We start from the raw sequence: 24251 nt of genomic DNA on the forward strand, positions 1-24251 counted from the left end.
GGCAACGGGCAACGGGCAACGGGCAACGGGCAACGGGCAACGGGCAACGGACTTGACACCAATCCCTACCATTTTACTCAAAGAGCATTTGACATCGGGCATATAAATTTAAATCAAATAGTATGAAAATAGATTCTTTAGGCGTTATAAATAATATTAGCCAGCGGGCGTGTAGCCACTTTGACGAGCGACCTGCTCACAGTGATATCTCGCTGTTGGTTATTCATAATATTTCACTACCCGCAGGGCAATTTAACACTTCTTACGTTGATGACTTATTTATGGGGTGTATTGATTGTAATGCGCACCCTAGCTTTAGTGACCTAGAAGGGCTTAGAGTATCAGCGCATTGTTTTATTAAGCGCTGCGGCGAGATTATACAGTACGTGCCTTTTGAAAAACGTGCATGGCATGCGGGGCGTTCCTGCTTTGCTGGACAACAAAATTGTAATGATTTTAGTATAGGTATAGAGCTCGAGGGCACAGATACAACTAATTATACCGATGCGCAATATCAAAGTTTAGCCACATTGGCGCAAGCTATAATGCAGCGCTACCCAAAAATAACAGCCAGTAATATAGTAGGGCACTGCGATATTGCCCCTGGGCGAAAAACCGACCCTGGAGAGAGTTTTAACTGGCGTAAATTTTTTAACCTAATTGAATAACTAAGTAAAGCGAGTAGCAACATGATTTTGGTTTCAATAATAATAGCACTGATACTTGAGCGTTTAGGTGCTCGCTCTGCGCATTGGCAAATGAGTTATTACGCTAATGGCTACTTAACTCGTTCTGTTAATTTATTGACCAATAAAGGTTTATTTGGCACAGCTACGGGGTTTTTAATTTGGCTATTCCTGCCTGTGATTGCTATTGGGTGTGTGTATTTTTTATCTGACTTTGTACTTTGGCAGCTTGTTTTTAATGTGGCAGTGTTATTGGTGTGCTTTGGTTGTGCTAAACAGCGTGCTTTGTATAAGTCGTACCTCAATGCATTAACTCGAGGTGATCAAACTGCAGCTACCTTATATGCTTTGCAATTAGGGCAAAAACGTACTGAGGAGCAACAAGGCGGTGAAACCTTAGGGCAAACGCTGGCTTGGGTTAATTTCAGGTTTTATTGTGCGGTTATATTTTGGTTTGTGGTATTGGGTGTTGCCGGTGCTGTTTTTTATGCGCTAGTGCGCACTTTTGCCGACTTAGTGAGTGACAATCGTGATGAAGTCATTGCCAAGCACTTTAAACTTATTCACCGCTTGCTGTTTTGGCTAGATTGGCTCCCAGCGCGTATTACCAGTTTTGGTTATTTAGTGATTGGTAACTTTAATAAAGGGACTAGCTGTTGGCTGCATTACGTGTTTGACTTTTCAAGCCCTAATCGCAAGGTGGTTACTTATACGGCGCAAGCGGCTGAACAAGTTGAAGAGCGCTACTATGGTTGCACCTTTGAAGCCACCTGCATGATCAAACTGGTTAAGCGCAATGTACTTTTTTATTTAGTATTAATTGCCTTAATGACTTTATTTGGTGGTTTAAGTTAAAGAGCAGGGGTTAGGTTCTAGGTATTAGTTGGCGGGCTACGAGCAATGAGCAACGGGGAACGGGCTTAAAACCTTTGATCTTTAACCTAGACCCTAAATATGCGGGAGGTAAACTCTCGATTACAATAAAATAAAGGTATGTTTGTATGAGGCGCTACGTTTTATCCTACTGCCGAACCCCGAACCCCGAACATCAAAGTTAGCTGGTCTGACCATTTGTTTTTCATCTTATTAACCTTTCTTTACCCTCTGTAATCTGTGTATTATTTGAACTTTGTTTAAATTACGTTACGCTGGCCTTAGGGCTTTAAAACTGCTGTAAATTGACAGTAATTACGGTTTTTGATAACGTATGGCAAAATTTGGTATGACCAATTTACCTTTTGGTCAGGTCATTCAGTTAAAAGCCTTATTTAATGGGCTGCTAGCACTTATACAACGCGGACGTTGATTGATGTCTTTAAAAATTAAAGCGGCAAAATTATCTGATGTTATTTTACAACAACTTGAGAACATGATTCTTGAGGGGTCATTAGCACCAGGAGAAAAGTTACCACCGGAGCGTGAACTCGCTAAGCAATTTGAAGTGTCGCGTCCGTCGTTGCGTGAAGCCATTCAAAAGCTTGAGGCAAAAGGGCTAGTAACCCGTCGTCAAGGTGGTGGAACGTATGTAAAAAATCAATTGGAAGAGGGGCTGACTGATCCGTTGTTTGATTTGATCAGTAAACACCCCGAATCGCAATTTGATTTATTAGAATTTCGTCATGCGCTAGAGGGAATTGCGGCTTATTACGCAGCACTTCGCGGAACAAGTAACGATTTTGCAAAAGTAAAACAGAGCTTTGATCAGATTGCATTAGCTAAAGATGAATTAAAGCAAAAAGCCAAAGCGATTAATGACTTTCATTTTTGCATCGCAGAGGCGTCTCATAACGTAGTGTTACTGCATTTAGTAAGAGGGATGCAAAGCTTACTTGAGCAGAATGTTTTACAAAATTTAACGGTATTACTTAAAAAGTCAGATATAAGCAGCCAATTAGCTGAGCATAGACGCTTATTAATGGATGCAGTGATTGACGGTAATCCTGAACAAGCTCGCTTAGCGAGTAATGCGCATTTAGCCTATATTGAAGAAGCATTGCTTGAAGCGGGTAAAGAGCATTCGCGAATTGAACGTAGTTTAAGACGCACCAAACAAAATTAAGCAAGTACATTCACTGTTAACTTGAGTTAACAGTGAAGTATTCAATACATAAAATTAGTATTTTAAACATAAGGAAACCTCCATATGTCTGAAGTCAATAAAATTGACGTAGACGCGCTAGAAACACAAGAGTGGTTACAAGCTCTTGAATCGGTTGTGCGCGAAGAAGGTGTTGAACGAGCTCAGTTTTTACTTGAGCAAGTGTTAGAACAAGCCCGTTTAGACGGTGTTGATATGCCAACAGGCATTAACACAAACTACGTTAATACGATTCCGGTTGATCAAGAACCTGCCTATCCTGGTGATGTAAATCTTGAGCGCCGTATTCGTTCAATTATTCGCTGGAACGCGATTATGATTGTATTGCGTGCATCGAAAAAAGATCTCGACTTAGGCGGCCATATGGCGTCTTACCAATCGTCTGCTGCATTTTACGAAGTGTGTTTTAACCATTTCTTTAAAGCGCCAAATGATGTTGATGGCGGCGATTTAGTTTATTACCAAGGTCATATTTCTCCGGGTATTTATGCGCGTGCATTTGTTGAAGGGCGTTTAAGTGCTGAACAGCTTGATAATTTCCGTCAGGAAGTCGATGGTAAAGGCCTACCTTCTTACCCTCATCCTAAATTAATGCCTGAGTTTTGGCAGTTCCCAACGGTATCTATGGGCTTAGGTCCAATTTCTTCAATTTACCAAGCGCGTTTCTTAAAGTACTTAGATGGCCGTGGATTAAAAGACACTAAAAACCAACGTGTATATGCGTTTTTAGGTGATGGTGAAATGGATGAGCCAGAATCACGTGGTGCTATTTCTTTTGCTGCCCGTGAAAAGCTAGATAACCTATGTTACTTAGTTAACTGTAACCTACAGCGCTTAGATGGCCCTGTAATGGGTAACGGTAAAATCATTCAAGAGCTAGAAGGCCTATTTAAAGGCGCTGGCTGGAATGTTATTAAACTTGTTTGGGGCAGCGGTTGGGATATTCTGCTTGCTAAAGACACCACAGGTAAATTACTACAGTTAATGAACGAAACTGTTGATGGTGATTACCAAACATATAAAGCGAAAGATGGCGCGTACGTACGTGAACATTTCTTTGGTCGTTACCCAGAAACAGCAGCACTTGTTGCTGATATGACCGATGAAGAAATTTTCGCCCTTAAGCGCGGTGGTCATGAGCCTTCAAAACTGTTTGCTGCATTTAAAAAAGCAGAAGAAACGAAAGGTCGTCCAACAGTAATCCTTGCTAAAACAGTAAAAGGTTACGGCATGGGTGAAGCGGCTGAAGGTAAAAACATTGCGCACCAAGTTAAGAAAATGGACATGTCGCATGTGGCTCACTTACGCTCTCGTTTAGGCTTAGATGATTTAGTATCTGAAGAGCAATTAAAAGAGCTGCCATACTTAGAGCTTGAAAAAGATTCTCCAGAGTATAAGTACCTTCATGCACGTCGTGATGCGCTACAAGGTTACACGCCAACACGTATTGCCAAGTTTTCTGAAAAGTTACAGTTACCAGAAGTAGATGCGTTCAAGCCATTACTTGAAGAGCAAAAGCGTGATATTTCAACCACTATGGGCTTTGTGCGTGCACTTAATATCTTATTAAAAGATAAAGGTATTGGTAAAAATATTGTGCCAATTATTGCCGATGAAGCACGTACTTTTGGTATGGAAGGTTTATTCCGTCAAATCGGTATTTACAACCCACATGGCCAAAATTACACCCCTCAAGACCGTGATATTGTTTCTTACTATAAAGAAGCAACCTCAGGGCAGGTATTACAAGAAGGGATTAACGAGCTAGGTGCAATGTCGTCATGGGTTGCTGCTGCAACATCTTACAGCACCAACGACTTACCGATGATCCCATTCTACATTTACTACTCTATGTTTGGTTTCCAACGTGTTGGTGACATGGCATGGATGGCAGGAGATCAACAAGCACGTGGTTTCTTATTAGGTGCTACAGCGGGTCGTACAACGCTAAATGGTGAAGGCTTACAGCATGAAGATGGCCACAGCCACATTCTTGCAAACACGGTACCTAACTGTATTTCTTACGATCCTACTTATGCATTTGAAGTAGCGGTTATCGTGCAAGACGGTATTCGTCGTATGTACGGTGAAGAGCAAGAAAACATTTACTACTATCTAACGCTAATGAACGAAAACTACCATCAGCCAGCAATGCCAGAAGGCGCTGAAGAAGGTATTCGTAAAGGTATCTACAAGCTAGAAAGCTACGAAGGTAAAAAAGCCAACGTACAGCTATTAAGCTCAGGTACTATCATGACTGAAGTGCGTAAAGCTGCAGCAATTTTAAGCGAAGAGTTTGGTATTGCGTCTGATGTTTACTCAGTAACTTCATTCAATGAACTTACCCGTGATGGACAAGATGTTGAACGTTTCAACATGCTTAACCCAGAAAGCGAGCAAAAAACGCCATACATCACTAGCGTATTAAACGATTCAGTAACTGTTGCTGCAACGGATTACATGAAAAACTACGCAGAACAAGCGCGTTCATTTATTCCAAGCAATAACTACAAAGTATTGGGTACAGATGGTTACGGTCGTTCAGACAGCCGTGAAAACCTACGTCGTCACTTTGAAGTTAACGCAAGCTACGTGGTAGTTGCGACATTATCTGAACTTGCTAAACGTGGTGAAGTTGAAAAGTCAGTGGTTGTTGAAGCAATTAAAAAATTCAACATCGACACTAACAAACTAAATCCACTGTACGCATAAGAGGTTTGCAATGAGTATTGAAATTAAAGTACCTGATATCGGTGGCGATGAAGTAGAAGTAACCGAAATACTAGTGAGCGTTGGCGATAAAGTTGAAGTTGACCAATCACTATTAAGTGTTGAAGGTGATAAAGCTGCGATGGAAGTACCTGCTGAACAAGCCGGTACGGTAAAAGAAATTAAAGTAAATGTGGGTGACACTGTTACCACAGGCACTTTAGTGTTCATCTTTGAAGGTGAAGCGCAAGACTCTGCTGCTGACTCTAAAGAAGCTGAAAAAACCGAGGAAGCTGCACCTGCTGCGTCATCGGCTTCATCAATCAAAGAAGTCACTGTGCCTGATATTGGTGATGACGAAGTTGAAGTAACTGAAATTATGGTTGCAGTTGGTGATAGCGTAGAAGAAGAGCAATCTATCTTAAACGTTGAAGGCGACAAAGCGGCAATGGAAGTACCAGCACCCTTTGCCGGTACAGTAAAAGAAATTAAAGTAAATACTGGTGACAAAGTGAAAACGGGTTCATTAGTATTTGTTTTTGAAGTGTCAGGTGGTGATAACCAAAGTGCCCCTGCAGCTGATTCAAAAGCACAAGAGAAGCCTGCTGAACAAGCATCGGCATCAAGCACTAAAGAAGTTAGCGTGCCTGATATTGGTGATGACGAAGTTGAAGTAGCAGAAGTTATGGTTGCGGTTGGCGATAGCGTAGAAGAAGAGCAATCTATCTTAAACGTTGAAGGCGACAAAGCAGCTATGGAAGTACCGGCGCCGTTTGCAGGTACTGTTAAAGAGATTAAAGTAGCGACTGGCGATAAAGTTAAAACTGGCTCATTGATTTTTGTATTTGAAGTGGCGGGTAGTGCACCAGCTGCAGAAAAATCAGCACCAGCGCCTAAAACAGAATCTAAGCCGGCAGCTCAGGCTGAGTCAAAATCAGCAGCATCATCTGCTAAAGCAAGCTCTGAAAGCTTTGAAAACAATAGCGCTTATGCACATGCATCGCCAGTGGTTCGCCGTTTAGCACGTGAGTTTGGTATTAACCTTGCCAACGTTAAAGGCACGGGCCGTAAAAACCGTGTTGTTAAAGAAGACGTGCAAAACTATGTTAAGCAACTGGTTAAGCAAGTTGAGTCTGGTCAAGTATCAGCAGCTAAAGGCAATGCTGGTGGCGGTGAGCTTGGTTTAATTCCATGGCCAAAAGTTGATTTTGCTAAGTTTGGTGAAATAGAAGAGAAAAAACTCTCTCGTATTCAAAAGCTGTCAGGTAAAAACTTACACCGTAACTGGGTGCAAATCCCACATGTTACCCAGTTTGATGAAGCGGATATCACGAGCCTTGAGCAGTTCCGTAAAGAGCAAAATGCCCTTAACGAGAAGAAAAAGCTGGGTGTTAAAATTACGCCATTAGTATTTGTAATGAAAGCAGCTGCTAAAGCGCTTGCTGAGTTCCCTACATTTAACTCATCGCTTTCAGAGGATGGCGAAAGCTTAATCCTTAAAAAGTACATTAATATTGGTGTAGCGGTTGATACGCCAAATGGCTTAGTTGTACCAGTATTTAAAGATGTTGATAAAAAAGGCATTATTGAACTATCTCGTGAACTAATGGAAGTATCTGTTAAAGCGCGTGATGGCAAGTTAAGTTCATCAGATATGCAAGGTGGTTGTTTTACTATTTCAAGCCTAGGTGGCATTGGCGGTACGGCATTTACGCCGATTGTGAATGCGCCTGAGGTGGCAATTTTAGGTGTGTCAAAATCTGAAATGAAGCCTAAGTGGAATGGTAAAGAGTTTGAGCCTAAGCTAATGGTTCCACTTTCAATGTCTTACGACCATAGAGTGATTGACGGTGCACTTGCTGCACGCTTTACTGTTACTCTTGCAAGTTACATGAGTGATATACGCCAGTTAGTGATGTGATCACTACAGAGTGAGTAAAATCAAATCCCAGCCAGTTGTTTTTAGCTGGGATTTTTATCATTTGCAATGATACAATATTTGCACAAATGCCCTTTTCTGCCTTGCAGAAACATGGCAGTTAAATTTTGGGGCTGTGTCCCGTTCAAACAATAAAGGTAATAGCATGAGCAACGAATTAAAAACTCAAGTTGTTGTACTAGGCGGTGGTCCTGGTGGTTACTCTGCGGCTTTTCGCGCTGCTGACTTGGGCTTAGAAGTTACATTAGTAGAATCTCGCGAGACATTAGGCGGTGTATGTCTTAATGTTGGTTGTATTCCTTCTAAAGCACTTTTACACGTAGCTAAAGTGATTGATGATGCTGCAGAAATGTCATCTCACGGCGTTACTTTTGGCGCACCAAAAATTGACTTAGATGAAGTTCGTTCTTGGAAAGACTCTGTTGTTGGCCAGCTTACAGGTGGCTTAGACGGCATGGCTAAAATGCGTAAAGTAAAAGTTGTATCTGGTTACGGTAAATTTACTGGTAGCAACACTTTAGATGTTGAAGGCGCTGACGGTAAAACAACCATTACCTTTGATAACGCAATTATTGCTGCGGGTTCTAAACCTGTAAACTTACCTTTCATCCCTGAGGATGATCGCGTTATTGATTCAACGGGCGCGCTAGAGCTTAAAGATGTTCCTGAAAAGCTACTTGTTTTAGGTGGTGGTATTATCGGTCTTGAAATGGGTACGGTTTACCGTGCACTAGGTTCTGCAATTGATGTTGTAGAATTTGCAGACCAACTTGTTCCTGCTGCTGATAAAGACATCATTAAAATTTACCAAAAGCATGTTAAAGACAAGTTTAATGTAATGCTTTCAACTAAAGTAACTGGCGTTGAAGCAAAAGACGACGGTTTATATGTTACGTTTGAAGGCAAAAATGCACCGGCAGAGCCAGTACGTTACGACAAAGTACTTGTTGCTGTAGGTCGTACACCAAATGGTAACATGTTAGACGCTGATAAAGCGGGTGTGAATGTTGATGAGCGTGGTTTTATTAACGTTGATAAGCAATTACGTACTAACGTAGAACATATTTTTGCGATTGGTGACTTAGTGGGTCAACCTATGCTTGCGCATAAAGCGGTTCATGAAGGCCATGTTGCAGCAGAAGTTATCTCTGGTCAAAAACATTACTTTGATCCTAAGTGTATTCCTTCAATTGCTTATACTGACCCTGAAATTGCATGGGCGGGTGTAACTGAAAAAGAAGCGAAAGAGCAAGGTTTAAGCATTGAAACCGCTGTATTCCCTTGGGCTGCATCGGGTCGTGCTATTGCTTCTTCACGTACTGAAGGTTCTACTAAGCTTATTTTTGATAAAGAAAGCGGCCGTATTATCGGTGGTGCTATGATTGGTATTAACGCAGGCGAAATGCTGGGCGAAATCGGTCTAGGTATTGAAATGGGTGCAGATGGTGAAGACCTAGCGCTAACAATTCATGCTCACCCAACATTGAACGAATCAATCGGCCTTGCTGCTGAAATTTTTGAAGGTTCAATCACTGATTTACCAAACAAAAAAGCAGTTAAAAAGAAGAAGTAATTTCTTTTAGTTAATCGCGATAAAAAACCCAAGCCTCGGCTTGGGTTTTTTGTTTTTATAGCCCTCAGCCCTCAGCCGTCAGTAAAGACAAGCTCCCTTGACACTTAAGTTAATATGAGCAAAATTTTGTAGCTGATAGCTGATAGCTGATAGCTGATAGCTGATAGCTGATAGCTGATAGCTGATAGCTGATAGCTGATAGCTGATAGCTGATAGCTGATATCTAATTTCTTTTATTTTAGCTACAATGCGCAGCCATCAATTTATAGGTAAATACCCACAGTGACCCAGAGTTTAAAAAATTCAGTTTTAGCATTACGTGCCCAGCAAATAAGTGAATCTCGACGTGAGTTTAATGCCCGTGGTGGAAAAATGGATCGCTGTGAGCAATGCCTAATTGCCAAGCATTACTGTATTTGTGAGGGCGCTGAGTACGCAAGCTGCAACGCTGCGGTATGTTTACTTATGTATCACAATGAAAGTTTTAAACCGTCTAATACAGGGCGTTTAATTGCTGAAATTATCCCTGATAATCATGCGTTTCGTTGGGATAGAACCTCCCCAGATCCTGCTTTATTAGCATTATTGAATAATGATAAATATCAGCCTTTTGTGATTTTTCCGGCTGAAGATGTTGAAACTGATAGGGTGGTAACCCAGGTTGAAACGCATGCAGGTAAACAGCCATTGTTTATATTTTTAGATGGTACATGGCGAGAAGCTAAAAAAATGATTCGTAAGAGTCCTTATTTAGATAACTTACCTGTGCTTTCTATTACCGCAGAAAAACTCTCTGATTACCGATTACGTGTAGCGCCTCATGCTCATCAGTTAGGTACGGCAGAAGTGGCTATTATGGTATTAGCATTGGCTGGTGAAGTTGATGCGAGCACTAAATTAGAACAGCATTTTATTAAGTTTCGCGACGCTTATTTACTTGGTAAGCGTAACAAAGGCAGGCCCGAATAAAGTGCAGGGTATTAATACGAAAAAGCTGAATTTGACGCTTGAGTATAGCCTAAACATATATAACTTGGCTGACCGCTGACTTTCAGGCAAAAGAAAAGCGCGAACCATCTCTAGTCGCGCTTGCGGAATCTTCTAACTTTGTTGCATCCTGCAATTGAACCTAATCAACTCCAATTTTTACGATCCGTGTTATTACAATATTACTTTCTAGTTCTATGTAATATAGGCTATCCGGGCCTGTCTCCATAAATCCCTAAAACATCCTGTAAGGTAAAATCTATTACCAATCCTTATTGCACATCCGAGTGCATTCCCTTTGTTACCATTCCGTTGTGTTGCCTTTAAGGCCTGTCCTTTTTGTTCCCTATCCTTTATAAACAACTATTCCGCTGTTGTTATCCATTATGCATCATCCTGATGCTATCCCTTGTGCAACAATCCATTGCGATACTCATCCTGAGCCTGTCCTTAAATCCCTGTTATCCTAAAAACCAAACCTTGGTATTCGAGTAGTTAATCCGTTTCCATTTACTCGGTAAGCGTCGTTGCTTATTTATGGGTTAATTATAGAGAGTGATTTGCAGTAAATGTAGGATAAAAGCGCTTATGGTTTATGTTCTTACAAATGAAATATTTATAAATTATTTAAAATACAATGGCTTGCTGTATTTATGGGGTGTTATGCAGGGTGTTTTTACTCATTTACTGCCATAAGCGTAAGAGATATCTTACAAGGGTTTTCTTTTTTGGGCGTATTTATCACTAAGTAATTATATAAAGTGTGCACTTTTTAGTTCATCGCGGTAAAATTAATGATAATAATTATTAGTCAGGTAAGAAAATATGAAAAAAACACTAGCGCTTGTCGTTGGACTAATTATCTCAGCACCTGCTGTTGCAACCGATGTTGTGAATATTTACTCATTTAGACAACCTTTTTTAATTAAACCTATTTTAGATGATTTTACACAGCAAACAGGCATTAAAACTAATGTTGTGTTTGCTAAAAAAGGCCTAATCGAGCGTGTTAAGCGTGAAGGCAAGCACAGCAAAGCAGATTTAGTTTTAACGTCTAACTTTAGTGCGTTAATTCAATTAGAAGAGCTAAAGCTAACGCAAACTATTGATAGCGAGAAGGTTAATAAGAATGTGCCGGCTGCATTTCGTGATGGCGATGGTCAGTGGGTGGCGCTCACTAAGCGAGTGCGAAATGTTTACTCTTCAAAAGAGCGTTTAGGTCCATTACCTGAGCTGAGTTATGAAGATTTAGCTGCACCTGAATATAAAGGTCAAATTTGTACTCGCTCTGGTAAACACCCTTATAACTTAGGGTTAGTGGCTTCTATGATTGCTCATCATGGTGAAGTCCAGACTAAAATATGGCTGGAGGGTGTAAAAGCGAATTTAGCGCGTAAGCCGCAGGGAAATGATCGTGCGCAAGTGAAAGCCGTTAAAGAAGGTTTATGTAATTTAGCTTTAGGTAACAGTTACTACTTAGGTAAAATGTTGCAAGATGAAGCGCAAAAAACGTGGGCAGATGCGGTTAATATTAATTTTCCAAACCAAACTAACCGTGGTTCGCATATTAACGTATCGGGTGCGGTAATTACTAAGTATGCTAAAAACCCTGAAAATGCCTTGAAACTTATAGAGTATATGACCGACAATAAGGCGCAAAATATGTATGCCTCGCTCAATATGGAGTACCCGGTCAAGCCAGGTGTTAAGCTTTCAAGTTTGGTTGCATCATGGGGAAGCTTTAAGGAAGACAGCTTACCGCTTGATGAAATTAGCAAATATCGTCCGTTAGCCCTTAAGCTAATTGATGAGGTGAAGTTCGATCTTTAATGACTTATAAATTTCAGCTGTCGAAGTGGCAGCTTATTGCGTGGTCGACAGGGTTATTACTGTCGACCCCGTTGTTTTTTCTGCTAGTAGAATCTTTACAAGGCGACTCAGAGGTATTTACCCACCTGTGGAATACCGTGCTGTGGGACTATATAAGTAATACCGTATTACTGGTTTTAGGTGTAGGGTTACTTAGCTGTCTTATTGCGTTACCACTGGGTTGGCTCACCGCTTATTGCCGTTTTCCTGGTAAACAACAGTTTGAATGGGCATTGATGCTGCCGCTTGCCATGCCTACCTATATTATTGCTTATGTGTACACGGATTTACTCGACTACGCGGGTCCGGTACAAATAACACTAAGAGACTGGTTTGGTTGGCAATCACCCAGTGATTACTGGTTTTTTGATATACGCACTTTGCCAGGGGCTATCATCATGATTGCGCTGGTACTCTACCCGTATTTATATTTAATTTTTAAAACTGCACTACGTGAACAGTCCTTTAAGTTAGTCCAAGCAAGCCAATTAATGGGATTAAGTGCATGGAAAAGCTTTTTTAAAGTAAGCTTGGTGCTTTCTCGTGGTGCTATTGTTGCTGCGCTTGCTTTGATCAGTATGGAAACTATGGCTGATTTTGCTACCGTTAGCTACTTTGCAGTCAGTACATTAACCACCGCAGTATACGATACTTGGTTTGGTTATTACTCATTAACTGCAGCAGCAAAAATTTCAGGGGTGATGTTGTTACTGCTATTCTTGGCATTGATCACCGAGCGCTTTAGCCGTCGTAACCAAGCTGTATTTGAACGTCAATCGAGCGTGAACAGTGAGGCACTTTATATTCTTAAAGGTAAGTCTGCATGGTTAGCAACGGGGTTTTGTAGCTTTATTTTAATAATCTCATTTATTATTCCCATGGTTGTTTTGCTCAAGTATGCAATCACGTATTTTGATCAAGCGTGGAGTAGTGAATTTTTTAGCTATGCATGGCAAAGTTTGAAAGTGGCCGCAGTAGTGAGTGTAGTGACTATTGTTTTGAGTGTTTTAGTGGTGTTTTATCAGCGCATTGCAAAACAAGCAAACCCACTTATACCTGGGCGCTTAGCAAGTACCGGGTATGCACTCCCTGGGACAGTATTAGCTATTGCTGTATTGTTGCCACTCACCCTATTAGAAAATACTATTAACCGCATTCTGACTCCTTATAACTTAGATATTGGTTTATTACTTACTGGTAGCTTACTAACGATTATCTTTGCTTATATTGTGCGTTTTTACGCAGTTGCTCATGGTGCTATAGAGTCGAGCTTTTCACGCATTAGCCCCTCGCTTGATATGGCAAGTCAGTCAATGGGGAAAAGCCAAGGCCACACATTACGCTTAGTGCATTTGCCTTTATTACGCCGAGGCTTATTAACCGCTGGTTTATTGGTATTTATTGAGTGTATGAAAGAGCTGCCCGCAGCCTTACTGCTAAGGCCTTTTGACTTTGAAAGTTTAGCTACGCACGTGTTTCAATATGTTAGCGATGAACAATTAGAGCTGGCCTCCATATCAGCTTTATTTATAGTGGTGGTAGGTTTTATTCCGTTATATTTTATTAACCGTTCAATGGAGCAACGTAGTTAAATGAGTAGTTTGATTTTACAAGGTGTGAGCTATGCATATAACGGGACTAAGGTTGTAGATGATTTAGACTTAACCTTAGGTAAAGACGAAATAGTGTGTTTACTCGGTGCCAGTGGCTGCGGCAAAACCACCACGCTTAAAGCCATTGCAGGGTTAATTGAAGCCAAACAAGGACAGGTATTTATTGATGGTAAGTTAGTCAGTGACGCCAATACGTTTGTGTCACCAGAGCATCGTAATATTGGCATGATGTTTCAAGACTACGCATTATTCCCACATTTAACGGTGGCGAATAATATTGGCTTTGGTCTAAGCGGTATGAGCAAAACGGATAAACAGGCTCGCGTGGATGAAATGTTAAAACTTGTGCACTTGGTTGGCTGCGCGGATAGATATCCACATCAACTCTCTGGTGGTCAACAGCAACGGGTAGCGATTGCGCGTGCATTAGCTTATAAACCCAGCTTACTATTGTTAGATGAGCCGTTTTCTAATATTGATACCCAAGTCCGCTTTGAGTTAATCACCGATATTAGGCGTATTATTAAAGCTCAACAAGTGTCGGCAGTATTTGTTACTCACTCAAAAGAAGAGGCGTTTGCATTTTCAGATACACTTGCTGTTATGCACCAAGGTAAAATTGCGCAGCAAGGAACGCCAGAGCAGCTTTTTGCTAAACCAAGTTCAAAGGAGGTTGCAGAATTTCTGGGTCAGGGCATATACTTAAGCGCAACTGCATTAACAGCCACTGAATATGAAACGCAGTTTGGTGTGGTTAAATCAATACTGCCACAGCAACACTCAGTGGCTGAAAAGGGGGTTATTTATGTGCGTCCACACCAACTTGAGCTTGCCAGTAGTAACAATAACGAACTGCAGTGTGAGTGCGTTACAATTCTAAGCAGTCGCTTTATTGGCTCTGCTTATGTATATACTGTAGTTATTGCTGAACAAGAAATAGAAGTTGCAGCTCAGTATGGCCAGTCATTTGAAATTAATGAACAGGTTATAATAAAAATAAAACCGCACACGGTGAATTTTTTTAAATCGTAATTAATCACTGTGTTTTGCTCTAAAAAGTAAGGAATAACAATGGCGCAAGCGCAATCAGGGATTTGTGCTGAAGCAAACTTACACGGTTTGCACTTATTTTTTAATGTACTTGATGGTCACGACGAATCACTTCGCGCTAAGCTTAAACAAGTGAGCGATATTGAAGATGAGTTTAGTGATCAGTTTTCTGAATCTATGCTTTCTTGCATGGTGGCAATTGGTGCGCAATATTGGCCGCATATCTTACCTGATTTCATGCCAAGCGAGCTGCAAAGCTTTCCTAATATTACCCATAGCGAGTTTGTTATGAGTGCAAGGCCATGTGATTTGTTTGTGCAAATCCGCTCAGACAGAGAAGACGTGAACCACTTGTTTGCACTACAAATACTCAAACTATTCACCCCTGATGTTGAGCTGGTAGAGCAAGTTCGTAATTTCCGTTTTTTAGATGGTCGTGATTTTAATGGTTTTATTTATGCGGGCGATACCCCACATGGCCGTCAAAAACGCGTAACGGCGTTAGTAAACAAACCTGATAGTTTTGAAGATCAAGGTAGTTACATTCATGTGCAGCGCTATAAACATGACTTGAGCCTGTGGCAGCATTTGTCATTACATGAACAAGAGCAAATAATGGGTCGTACACGCCTTGATAATACCTTGCTCAGCCCCGCACTTGAGAGCAGCCATGCAACCCGAAGTGAATTAAAAGACGAACAAGGTCAGGCACTGTTACTTAACCAAAGCATGCCTTATGGCGATGTGTATGAGCAAGGTATGTTAGTGATTACGTGCTCTGCTAAAGGGGATGCATTCGAAAAAGTGCTAACTAGTCGACTAGGGCAGGGAGAGAATTATGATCACTGGCTTGATTTTACTCAGGCGGATATGGGCTCTGCATTTTTTGCCCCCTCAGTACGATTTTTAAAGCAGTTATAACAATTACAAAACGGCTATGTATTATTCATAGCCGTCTTTATTACAGCGTTAGTGATTAAACCGTATCAAATAAAATACGAACACGCTCTAGTGTGAGGTCTATTTCTGAGATTTTAGCTGGTGCGATAAAAATAGTATCATCTCCAGCAATAGTACCTAGTACGCCATCTGCTTTGCCTAATGAATCAAGTAAACGCGCAATGAGTTGAGCAGCTCCAGGACTGGTGCGAATAATAATCATCATTTCGTTATGCATAATATCAATAACGAGCTGGCGTAATGGGCTCTTAGCGGTTGGTACCCCCATTTCGGCGGGTAAACAGTATACCATTTCTTGTTTTGCATTACGGGTGCGTACCGCGCCAAACTTACTTAACATTCGCGACACTTTACTTTGGCTAATATTATCAAAGCCTTGCTCTTTTAACGCATCAACTATTTCGCCTTGTGAGCCAAAGTTTTCTTCTTTTAAAAGTGCTTTAAAGGCTTTAACCAATGCTTCTTGTTTATCTTGTGGTTGCATAGTGTCTAATTAGTTATGTAATAGATACTGCAAATTCTACACAAAAATGCATAATTATGCAGCAGTTGTTTGCTTAAGTTGCCATTTTGCTGCGTTTAAACAGCAAAGTTTACAACTATGGTCGAAAATATAGCTAAAATAAGCAGGATAAATTTGTTTTTAGTCGTTAATTTCTTTATCTTATGAACCACAAATATTTCCTACCTCAAATCACGGAGAATTCCAATGAAAGTTGCTGTATTAGGTGCTGCAGGCGGTATCGGTCAAGCGTTGTCTTTATTATTAAAAACAGGCTTACCAGCTGGTTCTGAATTATCACTATATGATGTTGCGCCAGTAGTTCCTGGTGTTGCTGTTGACCTTTCTCACATCCCAACAGATGTTAAAGTTGCAGGTTTTGGTGCTGACGATTTAGATAAAGCATTAACAGGTTGTGATATCGTTCTTATCCCAGCGGGTATGCCACGTAAGCCAGGTATGGATCGTGCTGATTTATTTAATGTTAACGCTGGTATCATCAAAACATTAGCAGAAGGCATTGTTGCTAACTGTCCTAAAGCGCTTGTGGGTATTATTACTAACCCAGTTAACGGCACTGTACCAATTGTTGCTGAAGTATTTAAAAAAGCAGGTACTTATGATGCTAAACGTGTATTCGGTATTACAACACTCGATGTGATCCGTTCTGAAGCGTTCATTGCTGAGCTTAAAGGCGTTGACGTAGCAAGCGTTAAAGTTCCAGTAATTGGTGGCCACTCAGGCACAACTATCCTACCGTTACTTTCTCAAGTTGAAGGTGTTACTTTCACTGATGAAGAAGTGGCTGCACTGACTCCACGTATCCAAAACGCGGGTACTGAAGTAGTTAATGCTAAAGCGGGCGGTGGTTCTGCAACATTATCAATGGGTGCTGCTGCTGCACGTTTTTGTATGTCTTTAGTTAAAGGTTTACAAGGTGAAGATGTTGTAGATTATGCATACGTTGCTGTTGAAAATGGCGATGCAGAGTACTTCGCACATCCAGTACGTTTAGGTAAAAATGGCGTAGAAGAAATTCTTTCTTACGGCACCCTAAGCGCATTTGAAGAGCAAGCAAAAAATGACATGCTTGAAACTCTGAAAAAAGACATTAAAGAAGGTGTTGATTTTATGGCGTAATAGCCAAAATTAACCCATAAAAAAAGCCTGCACTTGCAGGCTTTTTTATTGCTCGGAATTATCTACACAGTATAACTTAGTGGTCGCGGTCAACCGCTATTCTAGCTAAGCTAATTAACGCTTGCTTGTAACTTGATTCAGCTAAGCAATCTAAACAAGCAATTGCTTTCTCTGCTTCTTGCTCTGCTTTTTGCATAGTGAACTCAAGGGCATTGGTATGTTTAAGTGCAGCGAGTATCTCATCTAGATGCTCCATACCATTACAGTGCTCAATAGCGTCTCTTATTAACTGTGTTTGATGCTCACTACCGTGTTGCATTGCATATATAAGAGGTAACGTCGGCTTACCTTCAGCTAAATCATCGCCAATGTTTTTACCAAGTTGGTCGGCATCAGCGTTGTAATCTAAAACATCATCCACTAACTGAAAAGCAGTGCCTAAATGCATACCATACAAATTAAGTGCGTTTAATACACTGTCATCTTGCTCAGTAATAATAGCAGCTAGCCCGGTTGCAGCTTCAAATAACTTGGCGGTTTTAGAGTAAATAACCTGCATATAACTGGCTTCAGTAGTATCTGGGTCATTACAGTTCATTAATTGCAGCACTTCGCCTTCAGCAATAATATTGGTTGCATCGGCTAATACTTGCATTATCTGCATTTTACCAAGGCCTACCATTAGCTGAAACGAGCGAGTATAAATAAAGTCTCCCACGAGAACACTGGCGGCATTACCAAACTCGGCATTTGCTGTGGGTGTGCCACGGCGCAAGTTAGATTCATCTACTACATCGTCATGTAAAAGCGTTGCGGTATGAATAAATTCAATAATTGTTGCTAGCGTAATGTGATCTTTACCTTGGTAACCTAGCGCTTTAGCCGCCAAAATAGCCAACATGGGGCGAACACGTTTGCCACCGCTGTTAACAATATACAAACCAAGTTGATTAACTAACGCCACATCTGAGCGCATTTGCGCATGTATTAGTTGATTGACGTCATTCATATCGCTTTCGATTAACGCCTGGATAGCTTTTATATCCATTGATCTCCGAGCCAATTTTAATGTGTGAACGGCGCAGATTGTACAACAAAAAACGCATTAGCTCGATATTTTGTGATGATTCCTTAAAAAAACACCCTTAAGTAGGTTAAATGACCTATTAACTTGGTGAATAAATGATTAAACAGCGCGGTTTAAATTTGAATCATCCTTGACGGTTAATTGAACTGCGTGGGCTTGCTTTGCGATTGCTAATTTATTTTCTCTAACCGTTAAAAAGCGCTTGGCAAAGGGGGATTTTAATATAAAATAGGGGAAATATTGAATTGCTCTCAATGCAGCTACTTTTTATTCATTTAATTACAAAAAGAGGCTTGCTAGTTTTTTCGCATTAGCGTAAACTTCGCGCCCTATTGAAGAATATTTTAGTTGCGTCGATTTGAGGGCGCACAGACGGAGTTAATTATGTACGCGGTTTTCCAAAGTGGTGGTAAACAGCACCGTGTGACTGAAGGTCAAACAATTCGTCTTGAGAAATTAGACGTTGAAACTGGTGCAGCAGTTGAATTTGATTCAGTACTTTTAGTTGCTGATGGTGAGAAGATCGAGATTGGTGTACCGTTCGTAAACGGTGGTAAAGTAACAGCTGAGGTTGTTTCACACGGTCGCGGTGAGAAGATTAAGGTTGTTAAATTTAGACGCCGTAAGCATTCTCGTAAGCAAATGGGCCATCGTCAATGGTTCACAGAAGTTAAAATCACTGGCATTAGCGCTTAATTAGAGGTACTTAGAAATGGCACATAAAAAAGCAGCTGGTAGTACTCGTAACGGTCGCGATTCAGAAAGCAAACGCCTAGGTGTTAAGCGTTTTGGTGGCGAATCAGTTCTAGCGGGTAGCATCATTGTTCGTCAACGTGGAACTCGTTTTCATGCTGGCGCAAACGTAGGTATCGGTAAAGACCACACTATCTTCGCAAAAGCAGATGGTAAAGTTCAGTTTGAACAAAAAGGTCCTTTAAACCGTAAATACGTAACTATCGTAGCTGAGTAATCAGTAAGGTAGTTAAAAAACCCCGCCTTTGCGGGGTTTTTTGTTTTAAGCAGATCTAAATATATACCCAAGTGTTTTTATGCTCAGTGTGCTCTATAGGCCACTTAGGTATATAATAGAGTTATTAACAAGCCAATCCCTAAAGTGAGTAATCATGAAGTTTGTAGATGAAGTAGAAATTCGCGCAGAAGCTGGTGACGGTGGCAGCGGCATCGTGTCTTTTCGTCGTGAGAAATATGTTCCAGATGGTGGACCTGATGGCGGTGACGGTGGAGACGGTGGTAGTGTTTATCTACAAGCTGATGAAAACTTAAATACCCTTATTGACTATCAATTCGAGCGTTTTCATAGAGCAGAACGCGGTACTAACGGTCAAAGCCGTAATTGTACTGGTAAAAAAGGTGAAGATCTGATTGTAAAAGTACCGGTAGGCACACGTATTATTGATGTTGATACACAAGAATCATTAGGGGATTTAACCCAAGATGGTCAACGAATTGTGGTTGCAAAAGGCGGTTTCCATGGCTTGGGGAATGCGCGTTTTAAATCAAGTACCAATCGTGCCCCACGTCAAAAAACACTCGGAACACCTGGTGAAGTACGTAACCTTAAGTTAGAGCTAATGCTGCTCGCTGATGTAGGTTTACTGGGTTTACCAAATGCCGGTAAATCGACCTTTATTCGCAGCGTATCGGCTGCAAAACCTAAAGTAGCAGATTATCCATTTACTACGCTTATCCCTAACTTAGGTGTTGTTCGTCCTGAAGCAAATAAATCATTTGTCATTGCCGATATTCCTGGCTTGATTGAAGGTGCATCGGATGGTGCAGGCTTAGGTATTCGTTTCTTAAAGCATTTAGAACGCTGTCGTGTGTTATTGCACATTATTGATGTTATGCCAGTTGATGGTTCAAATCCTGTTGATAATGCTTTTGCAATCATTAACGAGCTACATCAGTACAGCCCTAAGCTTGCTGAAAAGCCTCGCTGGTTAGTATTTAATAAAATTGACTTATTGCCAGAAGATGAAGCCAAGGCCTTATGTGAGCAAATTGCAGAAGAGTTAGGTGAGTCTGAAAATATTTATAGTATTGCTGCAATTAATAAATTGAATACTCAGCCATTAATTCACGACATCATGACGCTACTTGATAACATGCCTAAAGAAAAGTTTGTTGAAGTTGCAGACGAAGAGGTTGAATTTAAATGGGATACCTACCATCAAAAAGCCACTAAAGGCGATGATGATGACTGGGATGATTGGGATGAAGATGATTACGACGTAGAAGTTGTCTACGAGCGTTAATGATAATTGTATATATTTAAAAGGAGCTAACGCTCCTTTTTTATTTTTTTAATAATAAAGAATTAGGTGTTTAGTGTGATAATTTCAATGATTGCAGCAATGGCAAATAACCGTGTCATTGGTTTAGATAATAAAATGCCATGGCACTTACCTGGCGATCTTCAGCACTTTAAAAAAGTAACCTCTGGTAAGCCCGTTATTATGGGGCGTAAAACATTTGAGTCGATAGGTAGGCCGCTGCCTGGGCGTCGCAATATTATTATTACTCGCAACACTGACTATAAAGCAGCGGGAATTGAAACAGTAACCACGCCTGAGGCTGCACTTGAGCTTGTTAATGATGTTGCAGAGGTGATGATTATTGGCGGTGGAAACATTTACCAGCAGTTCTTAGGGCAAGCACATCGGTTGTATTTAACCTTTATTGACTTAGATGTAGAAGGGGATACACAGTTTCCTGATTACCAAAATGTTGCAAGTTGGCAAATTGAAGATGAAATGTTGATGGCTCCTGATGATAAAAATAAATATAGTTATAAGTTCGTAACTTTGAATAAAATCTCTTAACATTATTGCCAAAATCTGAGCGTGTTGGTACAATATTAAACAGTCGAGTACGAAAAAAGTATTAATATAGGGTGTCCAATCAATGATTAAATTACCGAAGCTAGTTGTAATTGCTGCTATTGCAGCGGGTTCGTTTGCTTATACTGCGCCTGCAAGCGCTAATGATCAGTTAGCTGTTTCAATCTGTGAATACATTGCTGGTGATGATAAAAACCGTCTGCGTAGCAAATTAAAAAGTTCACGTGTGAAAGTTCGTAATATCTATGATGCAGTTTTCTGTAATGGTAACAACTTATTGCGTCACGCTGTTGCAAGTAATGCAGTTGATACAGGCGAGTACATTGTTAAAAACTTATCAAAGAGCTCACTTGAAGATGGTGCCGATATTGCTTGGGCTGAGGCAAATCATGCAGGATCACCTTTAATCCCTATTATTAAAGACCGCGCAGGCCTTTAAATAAAAGCTTAATTAATAAAAAAAACCGCGTTTAAACGCGGTTTTTTTTACTTAGATAAATTGTCATTTTACACCCTGTTTAACTACCCTTAAGTCTAGTTCCCCCTGAGTATTTATCCTTATTACTCTTATTACATAAAAATGTCATAAAAACTCAATACTCTATGTGTATGTCAGTTTTGAGATATATTTATGCGTGTATCATTTTTTACCCGTTTACTAGCCATTTTATTAACGTTAGCAAGTATCCTTTTAGCCGCTACCTTGTTATGGGCAAGCCATACATTACTTAAACTTCAGCAACAAGATAGCGCATATAGCCAATTAAAAAATAGCATAATGGTCGAGCTTGCCGATCATTTGGAAAGTTATTTAGTACAAGGTAATAGCCAATACCTAAAACAATCATCGACCTTGATTGAGCAGCTTAAAGCGCAACAGTTAACGGTGCTGCCTCCTGAATTAGAAATTCGTTTAGCTGCACAATTAACTTCATTAAATACAGATATTAATGGTAAATACAGAGCACTTGGAAAACTATCTGGCAATGAAACTGCGCTGTTAGATAACGCGCTTAGACAAATGGCCGGCTCAGCCTCTTCACTCATTAATTATGCGCAAAAAGCACCAATGCAAACCAGTAACGCTCTTAATTATTATAAATTAGCGAGTGATTATTACAGTGAAGTGGTTAATTTATCTTTATCGACTTACCAGTTGATCAATGATTACCAACCTGAGGTAGAGAAAAACCTGCAACAAAGTATAAAAACCCTAAATTTACTAGCTATAAATATTGAGCAGTTACCGAACTTAGGGGTAATGACTGAGGTTGATGAGTTTGCTTTATTTGTAGATGAGGAACCGGAAGATTTGGCAGCTGAAATAAAAGCGGAGTTGGTGAGTTGGCCTAAACGTTATTTGCGCGATTTAAGCAGTACTTTATCGCAATCAAAACAACGTGATTCTGGAACGAATGAGTTACGTGAACAAATTAGTTTAGTATCAAAAACAGTGATTGAGGCAGAGCAAACATTAAAAGCACAGCAAGATAACGTGAAACGACAAGTGTTTTGGGTGTTTGGAATAGCAATAGGCGGATTAGTAATATTAGCTTTTAGTGTCTATTGGGTACAGCGCAGACAGGTTTTACAGCCTTTACGACAACTGCGAGATGGGTTTGCATTTTTAATAGAAAGTAATGAGTTAAAAAATATTACAGTGAATAATCCTAAAACAGAGGTAGGAGAAATAGCACAGTATTTTAACCAGCTAATTGAGCGCCAGCGTTTAGAAGCGCAAGAAAGAGCGAATATGCTCAATGTAGTCAGCCAGTTTATGCAGCAAATGAGTGAGCATTTACATACTATTGGGCAAAAAAGTAATGCGAGTTATCAGCAGGTAAATCACAATGAAGAACTGCTTCTTAATATTCAGCAACTTGGTGAGCAGGTTAATCATATTAACGCTCAGGCTGCTGAAAATGCCCAAAGTACTTATGAGGCAATGCAGCAAAGTGTTGGTTTTGCTAAAAGTATGCTTAATGCCAGTTCTGATACACAGCAACGTATTGAGCAGGGGATGCATAGTGTTCAGGAATTACTGAGTGGGGTGCAAGGAGTGAGTAATATTATTACGGTTATACGTACCATCGCTGAGCAAACAAACTTACTCGCGCTCAACGCTGCGATAGAATCAGCAAGAGCCGGTGAGCAAGGTCGAGGTTTTGCCGTAGTTGCCGATGAGGTAAGGCAATTAGCAATGCAAACCCAAGGTTCGTTAAAAGAGATCAATGATCAGTTGGCGCTACTAAGTGAAAACTCTCAAGTGGTTTATAAACAAATCAATGCACTAACTGAGGATGCACAATTACAAACCGCAAATGCTCAAGAGCTTAAAGCAAACTCTGAAGGAGTCGCAGGCAATGCGCAGCAGGCTAATAAAGTTGCGATTGATGCAATGGAGCTGGCTAAACAGCAAAATGAGTTGCTCCAAGGCTTTACTCTATCGATGCATGATATGAAAAGCCAAGTAAGTGAGTCGAGTGAATTAGTTGCTGATATAGGCTCGCAGTTAGAGTTGCAAATGACATCTATTAAAGAAGGTCTAGGTTTAGATAACAACAGCGATTAATCGAAGACGAATTAAATATTAATCTGTATGCTAAAAGACTATGTAATTACCCTAAGGAATTAATATGATAGAGCAAGGTCAAACAATACCTGCAGTAAGTTTATCTCAGCTTAGTGATGAAGGTATGCAAACGCTCACTAATAATGAATTATTCGCAGATAAAAAAGTTGTATTATTTGCAGTGCCGGGTGCTTTTACGCCTACTTGTTCCAATGCTCATTTGCCTGGTTATATCGCGCTAGCTGATAAATTCAAGGCTAAGGGTATTAACGCTATTTATTGTGTATCGGTAAATGATGCATTTGTTATGAAAGCATGGGGCGAGTCACAAAATGCAGAACATATATATATGCTTGCAGACGGCGATGCCAGTTTTACTCGTGCCTTAGGGCTTGAAAAAGATACTGCTGGCTTTGGTGGTTTGCGTTCTAAGCGCTACGCTATGGTTGTAGATAATGGTGTTGTTAGCGAATTACTTGTAGAACAAGAAAAAGAATTTGTAATAAGTAGTGCTGAAGCCGTTTTAGCCAAGCTATAACTAAGCTGTTTTAAGTATTGAATAAAAGCCGATACATATGTATCGGCTTTTTTTATCTAAGGAGAAA

The 24251-nt window shown here is 40.4% G+C and carries 21 protein-coding genes; 19 read left to right on the top strand and 2 right to left on the bottom strand.

Annotation, left to right across the window (positions count from 1 at the left end):
- Positions 1 to 122: 122 nt before the first annotated feature.
- The 11 genes from ampD to DK924_RS00740 all read left to right on the top strand — a co-directional run bounded on the left by ampD (position 123) and on the right by DK924_RS00740 (position 15445).
- The gene (ampD, locus tag DK924_RS00690; protein ID WP_109874098.1) at positions 123 to 668 is read left to right on the top strand and encodes a 1,6-anhydro-N-acetylmuramyl-L-alanine amidase AmpD; all 546 of its coding nucleotides are present in this window, start codon (positions 123 to 125) and stop codon (positions 666 to 668) included.
- A gap of 21 nt (positions 669 to 689) precedes the next feature.
- On the top strand, positions 690 to 1541 hold the full coding sequence (gene ampE / locus DK924_RS00695) for a beta-lactamase regulator AmpE (protein ID WP_109874099.1): 852 nt from the start codon (positions 690 to 692) through the stop codon (positions 1539 to 1541).
- 454 nt (positions 1542 to 1995) lie between these two features.
- Positions 1996 to 2745 (top strand): pyruvate dehydrogenase complex transcriptional repressor PdhR, encoded by a 750-nt coding sequence (gene pdhR, locus DK924_RS00700; RefSeq protein WP_008114937.1) that lies wholly within the window; start codon positions 1996 to 1998, stop codon positions 2743 to 2745.
- An 84-nt stretch (positions 2746 to 2829) separates the two neighbouring features.
- The gene (gene aceE, locus DK924_RS00705; RefSeq protein WP_010391663.1) at positions 2830 to 5496 is read left to right on the top strand and encodes a pyruvate dehydrogenase (acetyl-transferring), homodimeric type; all 2667 of its coding nucleotides are present in this window, start codon (positions 2830 to 2832) and stop codon (positions 5494 to 5496) included.
- Positions 5497 to 5506: 10 nt separating this feature from the next.
- Positions 5507 to 7414 carry a pyruvate dehydrogenase complex dihydrolipoyllysine-residue acetyltransferase gene (gene aceF / locus DK924_RS00710; RefSeq protein WP_109874100.1) on the top strand — a complete coding sequence of 636 codons (1908 nt, stop codon included), beginning with the start codon at positions 5507 to 5509 and terminating at the stop codon, positions 7412 to 7414.
- Positions 7415 to 7577: 163 nt separating this feature from the next.
- The gene (lpdA, locus tag DK924_RS00715; protein ID WP_008114944.1) at positions 7578 to 9005 is read left to right on the top strand and encodes a dihydrolipoyl dehydrogenase; all 1428 of its coding nucleotides are present in this window, start codon (positions 7578 to 7580) and stop codon (positions 9003 to 9005) included.
- Between the two features lie 282 nt (positions 9006 to 9287).
- Positions 9288 to 9974, top strand: a complete 687-nt coding sequence (locus tag DK924_RS00720; protein WP_054201949.1) for a tRNA-uridine aminocarboxypropyltransferase — start codon at positions 9288 to 9290, stop codon at positions 9972 to 9974.
- A gap of 843 nt (positions 9975 to 10817) precedes the next feature.
- On the top strand, positions 10818 to 11822 hold the full coding sequence (locus DK924_RS00725) for a Fe(3+) ABC transporter substrate-binding protein (RefSeq protein WP_109874101.1): 1005 nt from the start codon (positions 10818 to 10820) through the stop codon (positions 11820 to 11822).
- The gene (locus tag DK924_RS00730; protein ID WP_109874102.1) at positions 11822 to 13453 is read left to right on the top strand and encodes an iron ABC transporter permease; all 1632 of its coding nucleotides are present in this window, start codon (positions 11822 to 11824) and stop codon (positions 13451 to 13453) included. The genes DK924_RS00725 and DK924_RS00730 overlap by 1 nt, the downstream gene beginning before the upstream one ends.
- Positions 13454 to 14506: an ABC transporter ATP-binding protein gene (locus DK924_RS00735; protein ID WP_109874103.1), complete on the top strand. Its 1053-nt coding sequence runs from the start codon at positions 13454 to 13456 to the stop codon at positions 14504 to 14506.
- A 39-nt stretch (positions 14507 to 14545) separates the two neighbouring features.
- Positions 14546 to 15445, top strand: coding sequence for a Dyp-type peroxidase (locus DK924_RS00740; protein ID WP_054201945.1), 900 nt, complete (start codon positions 14546 to 14548; stop codon positions 15443 to 15445).
- A 55-nt stretch (positions 15446 to 15500) separates the two neighbouring features.
- On the opposite strand, the gene argR is transcribed toward DK924_RS00740, so the two are convergent.
- Positions 15501 to 15968 (bottom strand): transcriptional regulator ArgR, encoded by a 468-nt coding sequence (gene argR / locus DK924_RS00745; protein ID WP_008466460.1) that lies wholly within the window; start codon positions 15966 to 15968, stop codon positions 15501 to 15503.
- Positions 15969 to 16193: 225 nt separating this feature from the next.
- On the opposite strand from argR, the gene mdh reads away from it, so the two are divergent.
- Positions 16194 to 17126, top strand: a complete 933-nt coding sequence (mdh, locus tag DK924_RS00750) for a malate dehydrogenase (RefSeq protein ID WP_008466462.1) — start codon at positions 16194 to 16196, stop codon at positions 17124 to 17126.
- A 76-nt stretch (positions 17127 to 17202) separates the two neighbouring features.
- Here mdh and ispB read toward each other — a convergent pair whose 3' ends face one another.
- Positions 17203 to 18174: an octaprenyl diphosphate synthase gene (ispB, locus tag DK924_RS00755; RefSeq protein WP_008114958.1), complete on the bottom strand. Its 972-nt coding sequence runs from the start codon at positions 18172 to 18174 to the stop codon at positions 17203 to 17205.
- Between the two features lie 423 nt (positions 18175 to 18597).
- Between ispB and rplU the strand changes: the two genes are divergently transcribed.
- The 7 genes from rplU to DK924_RS00790 all read left to right on the top strand — a co-directional run bounded on the left by rplU (position 18598) and on the right by DK924_RS00790 (position 24184).
- A complete protein-coding gene (gene rplU, locus DK924_RS00760) occupies positions 18598 to 18909 on the top strand; it encodes a 50S ribosomal protein L21 (RefSeq protein WP_004587921.1) in 312 nt (103 codons plus the stop codon).
- 16 nt (positions 18910 to 18925) lie between these two features.
- Positions 18926 to 19183, top strand: coding sequence for a 50S ribosomal protein L27 (rpmA, locus tag DK924_RS00765; protein WP_004587922.1), 258 nt, complete (start codon positions 18926 to 18928; stop codon positions 19181 to 19183).
- Positions 19184 to 19337: 154 nt separating this feature from the next.
- The gene (gene cgtA / locus DK924_RS00770; RefSeq protein WP_055012496.1) at positions 19338 to 20489 is read left to right on the top strand and encodes an Obg family GTPase CgtA; all 1152 of its coding nucleotides are present in this window, start codon (positions 19338 to 19340) and stop codon (positions 20487 to 20489) included.
- Positions 20490 to 20564: 75 nt separating this feature from the next.
- Positions 20565 to 21056, top strand: a complete 492-nt coding sequence (folA, locus tag DK924_RS00775; protein WP_181388737.1) for a type 3 dihydrofolate reductase — start codon at positions 20565 to 20567, stop codon at positions 21054 to 21056.
- A gap of 82 nt (positions 21057 to 21138) precedes the next feature.
- Positions 21139 to 21513: a DUF3718 domain-containing protein gene (locus DK924_RS00780; protein WP_054201942.1), complete on the top strand. Its 375-nt coding sequence runs from the start codon at positions 21139 to 21141 to the stop codon at positions 21511 to 21513.
- 192 nt (positions 21514 to 21705) lie between these two features.
- Positions 21706 to 23646, top strand: coding sequence for a methyl-accepting chemotaxis protein (locus DK924_RS00785; protein ID WP_109874104.1), 1941 nt, complete (start codon positions 21706 to 21708; stop codon positions 23644 to 23646).
- Positions 23647 to 23710: 64 nt separating this feature from the next.
- The gene (locus DK924_RS00790; protein WP_109874105.1) at positions 23711 to 24184 is read left to right on the top strand and encodes a peroxiredoxin; all 474 of its coding nucleotides are present in this window, start codon (positions 23711 to 23713) and stop codon (positions 24182 to 24184) included.
- Positions 24185 to 24251: the final 67 nt, after the last annotated feature.

Source organism: Pseudoalteromonas sp. meg-B1 (assembly GCF_003173795.1).
In the GTDB taxonomy this organism is placed as follows: domain Bacteria; phylum Pseudomonadota; class Gammaproteobacteria; order Enterobacterales; family Alteromonadaceae; genus Pseudoalteromonas; species Pseudoalteromonas undina.